Origin of the sequence: Aurantimonas sp. NFXS3, assembly GCF_049132005.1 — a bacterium.
GTDB classification, from domain to species: Bacteria; Pseudomonadota; Alphaproteobacteria; order Rhizobiales; family Rhizobiaceae; genus Aurantimonas; species Aurantimonas coralicida.
On record NZ_JAGDDZ010000009.1, the window covers coordinates 85,547 to 100,383 of the forward strand.

General features: G+C 62.5%; 11 protein-coding genes and 3 pseudogenes. 9 read left to right on the forward strand and 5 right to left on the reverse strand.

Annotated features, from left to right (window positions below; translation table 11 throughout):
- Nucleotides 1-19 precede the first annotated feature (19 nt).
- Together nosZ and J3367_RS20035 are read right to left on the reverse strand one after the other, a co-directional pair.
- Nucleotides 20-1,942 (reverse strand): TAT-dependent nitrous-oxide reductase, encoded by a 1,923-nt coding sequence (gene nosZ, locus J3367_RS20030; RefSeq protein WP_421462383.1) that lies wholly within the window; start codon nt 1,940-1,942, stop codon nt 20-22.
- A 22-nt stretch (nt 1,943-1,964) separates the two neighbouring features.
- Nucleotides 1,965-4,397 (reverse strand): 4Fe-4S binding protein, encoded by a 2,433-nt coding sequence (locus tag J3367_RS20035; protein ID WP_421462385.1) that lies wholly within the window; start codon nt 4,395-4,397, stop codon nt 1,965-1,967.
- Between the two features lie 28 nt (nt 4,398-4,425).
- On the opposite strand from J3367_RS20035, the gene J3367_RS20040 reads away from it, so the two are divergent.
- The 3 genes from J3367_RS20040 (at nt 4,426) to J3367_RS20050 (ending at nt 7,890) form a co-directional block, all read left to right on the forward strand.
- On the forward strand, nt 4,426-5,295 hold the full coding sequence (locus J3367_RS20040; protein ID WP_421462387.1) for a ferritin family protein: 870 nt from the start codon (nt 4,426-4,428) through the stop codon (nt 5,293-5,295).
- 874 nt (nt 5,296-6,169) lie between these two features.
- Nucleotides 6,170-6,625, forward strand: a complete 456-nt coding sequence (locus J3367_RS20045) for a hypothetical protein (RefSeq protein WP_421462389.1) — start codon at nt 6,170-6,172, stop codon at nt 6,623-6,625.
- Between the two features lie 96 nt (nt 6,626-6,721).
- Nucleotides 6,722-7,890 (forward strand): IS3 family transposase gene (locus J3367_RS20050; protein WP_421462391.1). Its coding sequence is split into 2 segments (ribosomal slippage): nt 6,722-6,986 and nt 6,986-7,890, totalling 1,170 coding nucleotides; the frame shifts between segments, so codons are not numbered across the junction.
- Here J3367_RS20050 and J3367_RS20055 read toward each other — a convergent pair.
- Nucleotides 7,783-8,463 carry a sulfite exporter TauE/SafE family protein gene (locus J3367_RS20055; protein WP_421462393.1) on the reverse strand — a complete coding sequence of 227 codons (681 nt, stop codon included), beginning with the start codon at nt 8,461-8,463 and terminating at the stop codon, nt 7,783-7,785. The genes J3367_RS20050 and J3367_RS20055 overlap by 108 nt on opposite strands.
- A gap of 102 nt (nt 8,464-8,565) precedes the next feature.
- Between J3367_RS20055 and istA the strand changes: the two are divergent.
- Together istA and istB are read left to right on the forward strand one after the other, a co-directional pair.
- Nucleotides 8,566-10,109: pseudogene (gene istA / locus J3367_RS20060) on the forward strand (IS21 family transposase).
- 9 nt (nt 10,110-10,118) lie between these two features.
- On the forward strand, nt 10,119-10,865 hold the full coding sequence (gene istB / locus J3367_RS20065) for an IS21-like element helper ATPase IstB (RefSeq protein ID WP_421462395.1): 747 nt from the start codon (nt 10,119-10,121) through the stop codon (nt 10,863-10,865).
- A 300-nt stretch (nt 10,866-11,165) separates the two neighbouring features.
- On the opposite strand, the pseudogene J3367_RS20070 reads toward istB, so the two are convergent.
- Nucleotides 11,166-11,264, reverse strand: a pseudogene (locus J3367_RS20070) (ATP-binding protein); the annotation flags it as partial.
- Nucleotides 11,265-11,284: 20 nt separating this feature from the next.
- A complete protein-coding gene (locus tag J3367_RS20075; RefSeq protein WP_421462397.1) occupies nt 11,285-11,851 on the reverse strand; it encodes a hypothetical protein in 567 nt (188 codons plus the stop codon).
- Between the two features lie 416 nt (nt 11,852-12,267).
- Here J3367_RS20075 and J3367_RS20080 point away from each other — a divergent pair, with 416 nt between their 5' ends.
- The 4 genes and pseudogenes from J3367_RS20080 to J3367_RS20095 form a co-directional block, all read left to right on the forward strand.
- Entirely contained in the window at nt 12,268-12,828 is a 561-nt protein-coding gene (locus J3367_RS20080; RefSeq protein WP_421462399.1) for a hypothetical protein, read from the forward strand.
- Between the two features lie 144 nt (nt 12,829-12,972).
- On the forward strand, nt 12,973-13,926 hold the full coding sequence (locus tag J3367_RS20085; protein ID WP_421462401.1) for a hypothetical protein: 954 nt from the start codon (nt 12,973-12,975) through the stop codon (nt 13,924-13,926).
- Nucleotides 13,923-14,189 carry a hypothetical protein gene (locus J3367_RS20090; RefSeq protein WP_421462403.1) on the forward strand — a complete coding sequence of 89 codons (267 nt, stop codon included), beginning with the start codon at nt 13,923-13,925 and terminating at the stop codon, nt 14,187-14,189. The genes J3367_RS20085 and J3367_RS20090 overlap by 4 nt, the downstream gene beginning before the upstream one ends.
- 140 nt (nt 14,190-14,329) lie before the next feature.
- Nucleotides 14,330-14,837, forward strand: a pseudogene (locus J3367_RS20095) (hypothetical protein); the annotation flags it as partial.

The following is a 14,837-nucleotide window of genomic DNA, read 5'->3' on the forward strand; positions in this document are numbered from 1 at the left end:
GACGAAACGTGCCACCGGCCTAGACCGCTTGCGGCTCGACGAACATGCGGCCCTTCATTTCCATGTGCATCGCATGGCAGAACCACGAGCAGTAGTACCAGTATACGCCTGGCTTGCTCGCGTTGAAGGTGACCGAAGCGGTCGCCTGCGGCGCGACTTCCATGTTGATGCCGTAGTTGACGACGCTGAACCCGTGGGTCAGATCCTCCACCTCGTCGACATTGGTGACGTAGACCGTCACCTCGTCACCCTGTTTGACAGTGAACTCCTCGAGGCCGAACGCGGGCGCGATTGAGATCATGTAGACCCGCACCTTGTTGCCATCGCGAATGACTTTGGAATCGGACGTAAGATCGACACCGTCGGCGGCCGCCTGCTTGACGGCATCGGCGAAAAACGGATCGTCGCGGCTCCAGACGTGCACTGGATCGATCTTTGACCGGTGCACGAGCGTCGCGTCATGCGGCTCGGCGAAGGTCGGGTTGTCGTGCACGAGGACCATCTCGTCGCCGGAGATGTCGATCAGCTGATCGTTCTCCGGCTTGAGGGGACCGACGTTGAGATAGCGATCCTTGGAGAACTTGTTCAGCGAAATCAGCCATTTGCCGTCCGCTTCCTTGGTCTGGCCCATGGAGGTGTGGTTATGGCCGGGTTGGTAGTGGACGTCCAGCTTCTGGCGTATGGGGTCGACCTGTTCACCTTCGAAGGCCAGCTTGGCGTCCTCGATGTTCCACTTGCAGATCTGGCTGTCGATGAAGAGCGTCGTGTAGGCGTTGCCCTTGTCGTCATAGGCCGTGTGCAACGGTCCAAGTCCCAACTCCGGCTCGGCGACTACCGTGTCGCGCGGCTGGATCTTGTCGTCGAAGAGGTCATCGAACTTCCGGACGTCGAACACGGTGACGGTCGGCGACAGCTTGCCGTTTGCTACTACGTGGATACCGTCCGGCGCGGTGTTGATCCCGTGCGGACTGTTGGGGACGGGGACATAGCGCGTTAGCGGAGATCCCTTGCGGCCATCCAGCACAGGCACGCCGTTGATCTCCTCGAACTCGCCGTTCGCAACGGCCGCCTCGATGCGGGCAAGGTTGAAAATGACGATCCAGTCCTGCTCGCTTGCCATCATCTCGGCGAGGTTCACGCCTTCTTCCGAGTTGTAGCAGGTCGCAAAACAGTACTTGCCCTGGTAGTCGGCGTCGACATTGTCGAGATTGCCGTCGACCATGATCTGCCAGGCCACCTTCATGGTCTCGCCGTCGACCGCGGTGAAGATCGCCCGGTACGTGCTCTTGTCGTTCATCGTGGTGCCGTCGTTCTGCAACGGCACCCGGTCCTCGCCGTTACAGAAGACGTATCCCGTCTTCGGGTACTTTTGGACACGCAGGCCGTGGACGGTGTGCTGGTTCGGCAGCTGGATGATCTTGTCGCACTTCATTACGTCGAGGCGGATCCGGCAGACGCGGGTGTTGGCCTTGTCGTTGGCGTAGAGGTAGCGACCGTCATAGGTTCCGTCCGTGAAGGACAGATGGGGATGGTGCAGGTCGCCATTGTGGTAGACGCCGCCCTGGTCCTTGAGGAACTCCACCGTCTCCGGTAGCAGGCCTTCGGTCAGCACCTTGCGGCTCTCGTTGGTCTGACCCCATCCGGTGGCGCTGCAGCGGTTGAAGACCGGAATGCGCATCATCTCACGCATGGACGGCGCGCCGACCACTCGGATCTCGCCGGTTTGGCCACTGGAAAAGAACACGTAGTACTCATCCAGTTCGCCGGGCTTGACCTCATATGTTCCGCCGGGCGCACCTTCCTGCGCCGCCGCGGGGCTGACCGCTCCGCCGCCGAACGTCAGGCCGGTCGTCATGCCGGTGGCCCCGGCAGCGGCAACGAACGCGGTGGTGCCTAGCAGCTGGCGGCGGCTCAGGCCTTTTCCGGTTTCTTCCTGTGGCATTGTAACCCTCCTGGGGTACGGGTTAGGTCGTCGGCCTCGACACGGTGTCGGGTCGCTCGACGGGAACTCCCTTGTGGGAGATGGCTGGTTTCGTGGGACCGCCGCCGCGGGTGGCGGGGGAAGACAGGGCTTGGAACTTTTCCCGCTTGAGGCGCACCTGGATCATGTGTGGGCAGCGGTGATCGTCGTGGTAGAGTTCCTGACAATGCATGCAGTAGATGCATTCATTGACATTGATCTGACCCTCAGGGTGGATGGCCTGAACGGGGCATTCCTTGGCGCAGCGCTGGCAAGGAGAGCCGCATTCGGGCCAGCGCTTCAGCCACTCGAACATGCGGATGCGGCCAGGGATGGCGAGGGCTGCGCCCAGCGGGCAGAGGTAGCGACAGTAGAAGCGCTCGATGAAGAGGCCGGCCGCGAGCAGCGTCAGGGCAAAGACGACGAAAGGCCAGTCGCGGGCGAACTTGAGGATGATGGCCGTCTTGAACGGCTCGACCTCGGAAAGAACCTCAGCCAGAGCCAGCGAGTAGAAGGACAGGCCGAACAGTCCGAGAAAGATGATATACTTGATCGGCCACAGCCGCTCGTTCAGCCCGAACGGCACCTTTATCTGCGGCACCTTCAATGCCTGAGCGAGGTTATTGGTCAACTCCTGCAGCGCGCCGAAGGGGCACAGCCAGCCGCAGAAAGGACCGCGTCCCCAGAAAAGCAGGCCTGCCGCCACAGCCGCCCACAAAATGAAGATGAGTGGCGCCGAAAGGAAGAACTCCCAGTTGAAACTGGTCATCAGGGAGTTCGCGAATGTCAGAATGTTGACGACGGAAAGCTGCGCATTGGCATACCAGCCCAGCCAGACGAGGGTGAACAGGAGATAGCCGCGGCGTACCCATGTATAAAGCTTCGGGCGCCGCACGAGCCAGTCCTGGAAGAAGAAGATGGACGTCAGCACGAGAAGTGCCGCCACCGTGATGCCCACGGCGATGGTGTTCATTTCCCAGATGCGCTTCCAAAGCACGTCTTCTTCGATCTCGGGCTGGCCGCCACTGGCTGCTGCAGGATCGGTTGGCACCTCCCGCATCACCTCGGCACCGGATGGTTCCTGGGCCACGGCCTCTTGGCTGACATACTGCTCGGGCAGCGAGTATCCGACGTTGAACGGAAGGGACGCCTTGTCGCGCGCGCCGAAGCTCCGCTGGACGAGAAGCTGCAACTCCCATGGCTCGGTGACGTCGAAATCGAAATCCGCCGGGACGACGAACAGCGCGATTTCCCGAAGCCGCGGCGCGCCCTCGGCCGCCAGATCGCCAAGGCGGGTATGGTTCCGGTCCCGGAAGCGCATGCCATCGCCGTCCTGCAGCAGCTCGATCCGATCGAAGATGCCGCCGCGGACGTAGCCCGAGCCCTTGAAGGAATAGGCACCGTCACCCGCCACGATGATCGCCTGTTGGCCATCCTGCAGCTTCTGCTGAAGGCGCTCGTAGCCGCGCTCCCCCATAAGGCTCTGGCCGATCGTCGGCACGCTCACCGGCGCGATGTAAAGTTCGATGAACAGGTCCTCGGGCGACTGGCTTTCGGGCCTTTCTGCAGCTTCGCTCTGACCTGCCTGCCTGAAAGCCTCGGTCACTTCTCCGACCGTGAGGCGCAGGCTGCGGACAGAACCGTCCCCGAGGAGGCTCTGCCAGTCGCGGACCTCCTGCTTCGACAGATCGACCACCCGCGCCAGCCGATGCTGCTGCGGTGTTACGGTGTCAGCGACGCGCTCGCCCAGACGGCCGCTGCGGATCAGCTTGATCGCGGACCGCACGATGCTGTCGCCCATGACCAGCACCGTCACCGTGGCGCCGCTGACGATGTCGACCGGCGGGTGCCTTTCGGCTCCTGCAGCCACGCGCCCCAGATCCTTTCCGATCAGGGAGTTGAGGGCGTCGACGACTTTCTCTTCCGGAATGCCGATGAGAACGATCGGTTCGGAATGTTCCACCAGCTTATAGCCTTGGACGATACCGGCCGCGTCGATGCCGACCAGGATGTGGATCGGCTTGCCGGAGTAGCCGACGGAACTGGTAAAATCCGTATTGAGGTAGACGTACCCGGCAAGCTCGTCGCCGCGATAGACGGGGGCGATGGGCGCGTCACCCTGCAACTCGCCGAAGCGATCGGCTCCTTCGATTATCTCGGCAGGCTGGGTCTGCTGCAGGAATTCGGGCAATCTTCCTGTTGCTGAAGCAGGAGCCGAACCAGCCAAGATAAGAATGGCAGCGAAAGCGGCGGCGATGAACGCTAACCAGAGTTCATGGGGGCGCCAGGCGAGACCGATGATGACTGCGTACTCCGAACTCTGGCGCATAGGCGACGCGTTGCCCATTTCTGCCGTGATGCGCAGTAAGTAGCAGTTCCGGTGCCGGTATCTTTGCGCTAGCGCAAACTGCGGTGTGTTATCTGGCGGTAGGTTCATGGGCTATCGGAACTGGAGCCCCACGCACATGTCTCTACTGAAGTCAGAACCCTTCGCGGCTGTGACGTCCATGGACGAGCTCCTGGCAGTTGCCTACGCGATGGAGCAGGAGGCGATCGATGGCTATTCCAGGCTGGCCGACCTCATGCGTCAGGAAGGTAGGCCGGAGATGGAAGCGGTGTTCCAGCGGCTGGTGGCAGAAGAAAGCGGGCATCTGGGCAACGTCGTGCGGTGGTCAGAACAGGTCACGAAGAAGGAACCTGACCTTTCCCACCTCCAATGGGATCCGGCCGGCAGCTTCGATGACGAAGGCGCAGGTACCGTCGCGCCCGCACTGCTCACCGCTTATCGGGCATTCTCCATGGCTGTCAGGAACGAGGAGCGCGCCTTCCTTTTCTGGACCTACGTGGCGGCGCACGCTGACGAGTCTCAGGTCCAAGAGGCTGCCGAGCAGATGGCACGGGAGGAGATGGGTCATCTGACTACTCTTCGGCGCGAAAGGCGGCGGGCCTTTCACGAACAGCGTGACGCGCCGCCCGCGCCCGTGATCGATCTTCCCGAACTCGAACGACGTCTGGCAGACATGCTCGCGGACGCGTCTTCGACTGCGTTCGGAGCCGACGCGGCGAGCCTCGAACATCTGGCGGCAGAAGCGCGCGAGCGATCATCGACGACCGCGCGAGCCCCATTCAAGAAATCGCGCCTTCTGCTCCAGGGAGTCCCACCGCAGGTGTCCGAACACCTGGCACCGCTATCCGAGCTTCTGCTCGATTGCTACCTTGATCTTGGAGAGACAGAACTCCATCAGAACCGGCGCAACAGCGCCCAACTGCTAGCGGCCGGCGCGATAAGGTGTCGATCGTTCCTCCGATCGATGCCGGAAACCGCGGGGATCTGATCATCTTCCGCTGGAGCAGTTCGAATCACGCAGCGATGGTGGGAAGCAATCGGAGCGACAGCGAAGAAAGCGGCTCCTACAGTCCGAGGTTAAGCGGGAGCTCTCTCGGTTGGGTATCGATCCTCGCAAACTTTGATGGCGCAGCGAATAAGCCTCCGCCATCCGAAACTACGCGTACCCAACCGCTCGATAGAGTTTGCTGAAATGAGCAGGTCCACGTACGAACCATATCCAGCCGAAGGTGACACTGGAAGCCATCCGCGGTGAGATGACATCGGCAGCAGTACCGCCGCCGAGCACAGCATCCCTAGTCATGATCAACGCTTGGCAGAAGCACGCAATGGGGGCAAGGTCGGGGCTCTTTTCGAGCAAGGCCTTAGCCGTCAAAGCTAGTTGGGAGGCGGAAATCGAGCGGCTTCATTCCAAGATTGGCTAACCGATGGTGGACCGCGATTTTTTGGCGAAAGCCTCCTGTCGACAAGTGTGGTGCGGAGGCGGGAAATGATCAATCTAAAGCCAGAGCATGTGGGATTGACGATCCGGCGTTAGTGCCGGAACGTTGGGATCAGTCGGTCGGACTATACCAGCCGAGTTATGGCGAGAATCCTCCGAATGTCGAACTCGTCCTGCGGACGGCACCTTGCAAGTCAGAGCCGCGGCGAAAAGGGCGTTGAGGACACCTCGGTGTTTCAAAACCCAGCAGAATTCAACTATGTCGACATAGTCTGGCCTGCGGATCAGAAGCGCCAGAAAGACTATAAAGCTGTAAGCGTGGGATTGCCAGGGGATTTGATCGAACGCAAATCGCATGTGAGCTAACTGCATTAGGCATTGCGTGATTGTTTTAGCGGCCGTCGCAACAAGGCCCTTCATTATGCCATGCTCGCCCTTTGCCCCGTCGATTTATTTCGATGACGCCGATCTCGATGCATTTGCACGTGAATTCAGCGAGCGGATCCGCGCGGATTCGACTTTACGTCCCGTTTTTAATCGGCTGATTGGCAATCGCTGGGAAGATGCCGAGCTCGCAATCACCGACTTTTTGCGTGCGAGCTTGTTTTTGCGATCCAATCCGCGCATCGATGCAATCTGGCTCGCCCGTGCGGTGCAAGACCTGAACCTCGCGACACTTGATCGGCTGGGTGATATTCTACTCGACTGCGCGCTGGCCACGCTCCCGCTGCATAGCGCTGCGGTAATTGCTGAAATCAGCAATGCGCTGGCCCGCTTGCTCGGTGACGTGGTCTCCGTGGAGGGGGCCGGCCGACAGAAACGTCTGCAGTATTTATATGTTCGTTTGCGATCGGGCGCTCTCATGAGCCAACTCTGACGTTAGAACATTTCTCTGTAGGCATTCGGCGTGGTCTGCCCCCATTGAAGTGGTCCTCCTTGGAGTATGGTTTTCGAGCCATTGGAGGACGAGAGCATGCCGCAGAAGAAGCACAAGCCTGAAGAGATCGTCGCGAAGCTGCGGCAGGTCGATGTCCTGGTATCGCAGGGGCGATCGGTTGCAGAAGCCGTGCGCGCGATCAGCGTGACGCAGTTCACCTATTATCGTTGGCGCAAGGAATACGGCGGTCTGAAGGGCAACCAGGTCAAGCGCCTGAAGGACCTTGAGAAGGAGAACGAGCGCCTTCGAAAGGCGGTCTCCGACCTGACCCTGGAGAAGCTGATCCTTCGAGAGGCCGCGTCGGGAAACTTCTGAGCCCTTCCCGCCGTCGGCGTTGCATCGAGCATGTCAGGACGATGTTCAAGGTATCCGAACGCTTTGCCTGCCGTGTGCTCGGCCAGCATCGCTCGACGCAACGCAAGACGCCGACTGGTCGATCTGATGAAGCGGCGTTGACCGCCGACATCATCGCGCTCGCCACCCAGTACGGCCGCTATGGATATCGCCGGATCACGGCGTTGCTGCATGCGGCCGGGTGGACGGTGAACGTCAAACGGGTCGAGCGCATCTGGCGACGGGAGGGGCTGAAAGTGCCGCACAAGCAGCCGAAGAAGGGTCGGCTCTGGCTGAACGATGGATCCTGCGTCCGTCTAAGGCCGGAGCATCGCGACCATGTCTGGTCCTACGACTTCGTCGAGAGCCGAACCCACGATGGGCGCAAGTTCCGCATGCTGAACATCATCGACGAGTTCACCCGGGAATGCCTGGCGATCCGGATCGATCGCAAGCTGAACTCGATCAGTGTCGTCGACGCCTTGACCGACCTGTTCATCCTGCGCGGCGTGCCCGACCATATACGCTCGGACAATGGGCCGGAATCTATCGCCAAGGCAGTGCGGGAATGGGTCGTCGCCGTGGGTGCCAGAACCGCGTTCATCGAGCCGGGCAGCCCATGGGAGAACGGCTACTGTGAAAGCTTCAACGCCCGACTTCGGGACGAGCTCCTGAACGGCGAGATCTTCTACTCGCTGGCCGAGGCCAAGGTCGTGATCGAAAGCTGGCGCCGCCACTACAACACGGCACGTCCGCACTCGGCATTAAGCTACCGCCCGCCGGCACCGCAGGTTCTGCAATGGCCGTCTTCGCCACCCGGACCAGCTTCGCCGGCCACGCCAGCCTTGGCGCAAAGGCCGCTCATGAACTAAGATTTGCCTTGGACCACCCGGTGGGGGCCGACCAAACCCACGCAGGAGATCGGTGCGCACGATCCGGCGGCTGAGCCGAGCGCCGGCATAGCCGCCCGCCATCGCGCTCAAAGCCATGACGGCAGTCTGCTCCCAGAAGATCAGCCCGGCCCAGACGAAGGCGCCGGCCGAAATCAGCGACAGCAATGCAGACAGCACGTTCTTCAACCCGTTCATGCCGTGCAGGTCCACGTGCCCCAACAGGCCGAACGTGGCCAGCAGCATGATCCCAAGGCCGCCGTTGAAGTACCCGCCATAGACCGACACAGCGAAGATCGCTGTGTCGGACAGGACGGGACCCGCCGCGCCCGCGCCACGTTGTTGCAGGACATTCAGTAGCATCGGACCGGTCGCGAAGATTGCAGTTGCCAGCAACAGGAGCCACGGCAGGATCCAGAGGAACGCGTCGCCCGGTGTCACGATCAGCAGGAGCGCGTGCGAATTCCGACTGATGTCGCCCACGCTTCCGAGATGATGTCGCCCACCGTTCCGAATTGAAGTCGCCCACCGTTCCGAATTGAAGTCGCCCGCCATTCCGAGATGAAGTCGCCCGGGTGGGGCGGGTGCTGCTGGCCTGTTTAGGGTCGCTTCTTTGGCTTGCCGAAGGAGAGGCCGATGCCAGCGGAGAGGACTGCCATGCGGCAGGTTCGAGACGTCGTTCGAATGAAGGCGGCGGGGATATCGGCGCGGGAGATCGCGGTCCGCATTGGGGTCGCGCCGTCGACTGTGCGCCTGACGATGAAGCGTTTGGAGCAGGCCGGACTCGACGAGGCTGCCGTCGCGGATCTGAGCGAAGCAGCGCTAGAGGCGAGGCTCTTCAGCCATGTCGGCACGAAGCAGGGTCACCGGCGGCGAACCGAGCCGGACTTCGCGCTGATCCACCGGGAGCTGAAGCGCAAGCACGTGACGCTTCAGATTCTTTGGGACGAGTACATCGAAGCCCATCCCGACGGGTACCGCTACTCGCGCTTTTGCGATCTCTACCGCGGCTTCGAGCGGCGCTTGTCGGTGACGATGCGCCAGACCCATGTCGGCGGCGACAAGCTGTTTGTCGACTATGCGGGCGACACGGTGCCCGTCGTCGTCGATCGACTGAAGGGCACCGTGCGGCGGGCGCAGATCTTCGTGGCGGTGATGGGTGCCTCGAACTTCAGCTATGGCGAGGCGACCTGGAGCCAGGCGCTGGGTGACTGGATCGGCGCCCATGGCCGAGCTTTTGAGGCGATCGGCGGCGTGCCGAACCTTTTGGTGCCCGACAACACCAAGGTCGCGGTGATCAAGGCCTGCCTCTATGATCCGCAGATCAACCGCACCTATGCGGCCATGGCGGCGCACTACGACACGGCGGTTCTACCGGCACGGCCAAGAAAGCCCCGCGACAAGGCCAAGGTCGAGGGCTGCGTCCTGATCGTGGAGCGCTGGCTACTGGGACGCCTGCGGCACCGCATCTTCTACAGCCTGGCCGAATTGAACGCCGCGATCACCGACCTGATGAGGCGCCTGAACGAGGAGCGCATCATCCGCCGTCTCGGCCGTACCCTGCGTCAGCTTCTGGAGGAACTCGATCGGCCGCGGCTGAAGCCGCTGCCAGTCGAGCCCTACGTCTTTGCCGAATGGCGCATCCGGCGCGTCGGCATCGACTATCACGTTGAGGTCGAGAAGCACTTCTACAGCGTCCCCTTCCGCCTGGCCCGCCAGGAGGTGGAAGCGCGCATCACCGCCCGCACGGTCGAGATATTCGCCAGAGGCGAGCGGGTCGCCGCGCATCTGCGCTCGAGCGGCAATGGCGGTCACACCACGGTCCGCGAACACATGCCCTCCAGCCATCGCCGGCATGGCGACTGGACCATCAGCGCATCCGCAAGGAGGCCGCCCGCGTCGGCTCCGTCACCGCCATCCTGTGCGACCTCATCCTGGAACGGCGGTCCCATCCCGAGCAGGGGTTCCGCGCCTGCATCGGCATCCTGCGCTTGGCCAAGCCCTTCGGACCTTCGCGCCTGGAAGCCGCCGCCGCACGAGCGATCGACATCGGCGCCCTGTCCTACGGCTCGGTCCGCTCGATCCTCGACAAGCGCCTCGACCAAGTCCCGCCGACGCAGGCCGGGAAGAGACAGGAACCTGGACCGGACGCCGCACCGATCCTTCACCCCAACATCCGCGGCCCCCGCTATTACCAATAGGAGATCGTCATGCTGTCCCATCCCACCCTCGAACAGCTCGGCCAACTCGGCCTCGCCGGCATGGCCGAGGCCTTCGCCGAGATCGAGGCATCGAGCGAGGTCGCAAGGCTTACCCATCCCGAATGGCTCGGTCTTCTGATCGAGCGTGAGGTCAGCCATCGTCGCGACCGGCGCCTGGCGGCCCGGCTTCGATACGCCAAGCTGCGTCATCAGGCCGTCGTCGAGGATGTCGATTACAAGGCACCCCGCGGTCTCGACCGCGCTCTCTTCCAGAAACTGTGCACCGGCGACTTCATCGCCGCCCACGACAATCTGATCCTGACCGGCCCGACCGGCGTGGGGAAGAGTTGGTTGGCGTCCGCCATCGGCCACAGCGCCTGCCGCGACAACCGATCCGTCCTCTATCAGCGTGTCTCCAAGCTCTTTGCCAATCTCGCCACCGCCCGCGGCGATGGTCGATACGCCCGGATCATGCGCACCCTCTCGGGTGCCCAGCTCTTGATCCTCGACGACTGGGGCCTGGAACCGCTCGACGATGCCGCCCGCCATGACCTCCTCGAGATCCTGGAGGATCGGTACGGCCGAAAGTCGACCGTCATCACCAGCCAGATCCCCGTGGACCGCTGGCACGAAGTCATCGACCATCCGACCTATGCCGACGCCATCCTCGACAGGATCGTCCACAACGCGCACCGCATCGAACTCGTCGGCGACAGCATGCGACGCACACGACTGAAATCCGCTTTGCGCGATTGACCGACGCCGCTCGCGGTGACAGGAAAATCATACGTCAGCAGCGCTCGGAAAGCCGGGCGACATCATCCCGGAATGATGGGCGACATGAAATCGGAATGACCGGGCGACATCGTCGGAATCCGCAAGCGCGCCGAGGATGCTCCCGAGAGCCGCGAGACAGGCGATGACTCAAAACCCCAGCGCCCCTCAGTGCACATGTCGCTACGGAAGCCCATGCGCTGCTTAAATATCCAGGCAGCGCACTCAGCGTGGCAGTCGCATTCTCGGCGACGGGCGGCACCGATATAGATGAGAGCCGGCATGGCTCTTGCCGGCGCCGAAGTTGCCGAGAGCGATGACGTTCTCCCGGCGCCGGATGAACTTGCACCGCGCCAGCTTAAGCATCAGCATCCTGTTGAGCAGTTGATCCGCGACGCCGCTCATGCCCCTCTGATCAAACTCCAGGCCAGTCTCAATCTCGTCCGAAGACCGGTGGTGACCCGGAGATCGTGGCGCACGACTTTCGCTATCAGCGCAAGCGTACCGGCTCGTTGCTCATCAGGCATCGCTGCCAGGCAATTGACCACGTCGGCAAGAGCCTGATCCGCCGCGAGTGCTCTCAGCGTCTCGGGGCGTATGCTCTGGGCAGGTTCGACGGAGGCGTTCCGTTCAGCTGAGACTGAGTGCTCCATAACCGTGACAACAGCCTCGATGATTTCGCGACCGGCGGCCGATCGGTCGACCAGCATCGCGGCCGCCTTGGCGGTCCGGCGCGTGTCGTCATCATTGGTAAGATAGAGATTGAGCTGCCGCTTCTTGGGCGGGGCTTCGCTCTGTTTGGTGGGAACGCGAGCATCCCGCGGAGCGCGGATCCAGGCGCGTACATCCTTGAGGCCAGCAGCTCGTAGTTCCCTGTTCCTGATCGGGCGGCCAGCAACCGCTCCCGCAATGTAATCAGTGCGAACCGTAGCCGCCTCATCGCATGTTGCCAAGTTGTTACTCCTCATCACAATTCCCGATTCTAGAACATTCTAGAATCATTGATATCGAGATAAGTGGCGGCAGAACGAATGCACCGCAACGTCAGGACAGTTACATGTCGATATTATCTTAGCGAATAAAATTTATCATAAATTTAAATTATTGCGGGCAGATCGTAATTTGGCTGCGTCATCTATTCGAGCGCCTGTGAGCGGTTTGCTCGGTAAAATGTTACTCAAATGCCGAACGTTTACCGTAGTATCTCGATTGCGAGTGGAATTTACTTGTCATCCACGATTACGCGCCAATATCGCTGATACGCCCGCAATCACGCGGTCGCAACATCGGTCGGAATGCAGGTAGCGCTTAGAGGGCGGCTACCGGGGGAGCGTCAACTCCACCCAGCAGCCTGACCATCACTGACTCGAGTGAGGAGATCAGAATGGCTCACACCGTGATGCCGCGCACCCGTGCGTCTTGCAATACCCCTATCACGTCCATCCGTCCGCCCCTTCAGCATCAGGCAAGCCTGGCGCCAAGGCCTGAGGTCTCGCGCCATGCCGCATTGCGTGCCGGCATGGCCTTTGCGCAGCACAATCGCTTTGATCCGTGCGCTGAGCCGCCGGTCGTCCCGGCAGCATTTGTCGGCGCGGCGGTGCCCAGTGTCTCGAAGGGCAGGGCAATCCCGGCCAACGCTCCCTGCGAACTGGAACGCTCGCCGGCGGCCGCTCCGCGTTCTGTCCCTGATGAGCGCATCCCCGAAGCACGAGCGGCCGCGACCGTCTCCACACCGTTCGGCCCGGTGTTCTCCGCCAGCGAGATCACCGCAACACGGTGGCTGCTGAAGACGCTCAGCGACAGGCAGCTGCTTTTGGTCCCGCCCGAGGGGATCAATGCCCCCGGCTGCGTTATCGACGACGGTCTGCTGACCAGGCTCGCGCGGATCCGCGTGATCTGCAGGGTCGACGCTGGCCCGTTCGGCATCATCGTCACCTCCGCCTAGACAGCCGACGCTGACCATCCCGCCATGCGGGGTGGCCGACGCGCGATCGTCACGTGTCACGTGTCGATCGGCGCTGCTCTCGCTCATCTCATCATTCCAGACACGTCGTCCGCCGATCGTCATCGCGGACGCGAAGGAACCGCTATGCCCAGAACCAGCAAACTTGGAACCAGCAAACCAGACGGCCGCCGCTCCCAGCAGGCCAAGGATGAACCCCGCACCGCGTCGACGCCGGAAGCGCGCGTGCGCTCCCTGGCGCTCGACATCGTCGCGAAGGCGGCCGCCGCCGCTGCAAGCCCGACTCCCGAAGATCCATGCTTCGGTGCATGGACGCCGCTGCAGGCCTTCGGGCTTTCGGTCACGACCCGCGTCGGGCAGGCGCTGCCGGGCGTCATCGCGATCGGTCTCGAAGCCGATCCGCGGCTGAAGGTGCTCCAGGAAACGCGCTTGCCCATCACAGCAACCGCGCTGTCCATCGGCGACCAGGAGACGGCCAGGAATGTCGTCCTCGGCGATGAGGAGCGACCCGTCCGGTACCTTGCGGTCGATCTCATCGTTATCGACCGGACCACCGGCCATGCGACGTTGCTCGACGTCAAGCGCGGCAGTGCCCTCTACTCCTCGCGGGCGCGCCTCGATCTGTGCACGGCGATGGCTGCCTGCGCGCTCACCGCTCCCGCCGCCCTTCGCCGCGTGAAGGTCTCGATCGCTTCGGCGTCATGGGGGATCATCGATCTCGCGGGTGCTGCCGGCTTTGCGAAAGACCGCTCTGTGTCCGGTGCCGGCATCGATGCGTTCTTCGATGTCCCCATCACGCCCCTGATCGAGCTGTTCAACCGGACCATCGAGACCGGTTACGGGGCCGAGATGCAGCGGTTGGCCGGCCACCTCTTCGACACGCCGGATGTGACACAAGGCGGCTCGGACGAATGGACCGAGAGCGATGGTCCAGCACCAAGGGAACTCACGGTCAGGTCCGTCAGGTCGGTCGGTTGCGCTCCCCGTCTGCCGCAGCGCCTGATCGGTCCGCATGAACGCCGTCGGCTGGCACTGGTGTCTGGAAGCAGCAGCCGCTCCCGGAAACGGGGCCGGACATGACCGTGGTGCCGTTTGCCCGATACGACCGGCAGGGTTCGCGCGAGAGGCGGGGGCGCGATCCGGCCGCGGTGCCGGCGCGGATCTGCGCCATGCCGGCGTCCACCCTGGTCGCCTACACCATCCGCCGCAGCCGCGCCGGAGCGGCGCGCGGCGAGATCGCGCCGCTGATCGGTCGGCTCCGCCAGGTCGATGATCCAGCGGCCGCTGTCCTTGCCGATCATCTCGAGCAGTTACGACGCATCCGGATGAGGCAGACGCCGTGACCAACGGCGCCACCGGATAGCACTGCGTGATGTGCCGTCACACCAGAGGGGAGGGCGCTGCCATCAGCGCTCTCCTCCCTCTCCGATCACAGCAACCGGCGTGCCGTGCCGACCGGCCCGAAGACGCGAGGAAGGCTCCGATGCCGACAAATCTGCGAACAGGCTTCGAACAGCTGCGCGAGCGCGCGCGAAGGGAACAATACGTCATGCAAGGCGAACTGGACGACATCGCGGATTCGGGCTCGCACAGGGATCGGATCGTCGCGGCACTGAGCCCGTCCGCTCGCCTGTTGTTCGATGCCATCGACGGCAACGTGGCGGCCGCCACACGCTCGCGAGGGGAGCGGACGCTCCTCATCACCGTCAGGGTGTTCTCGTCTGAGTGGCTCGACACGGCGCGGCAAGCGGTGAAGGCGTCGATCCGCGCCGCATGGCTCGATCAATACCTGACGATCACCGTTTTGACGGCAACGTCCGAGAGCCGGCTCGAGCACGGCTATCCATTCGAGCTTCCGCGTCTTCCCGAGATGCTGGCCGAGGCGTCACCCTGCCTCTGCCTCTTTCCGCCTGACCATGAACCGCCAGAGATGCTGCGCGCCATCTCGGATGCTCTGGTCGAGATCGCCGATCCTGCACGCGAGGATATCG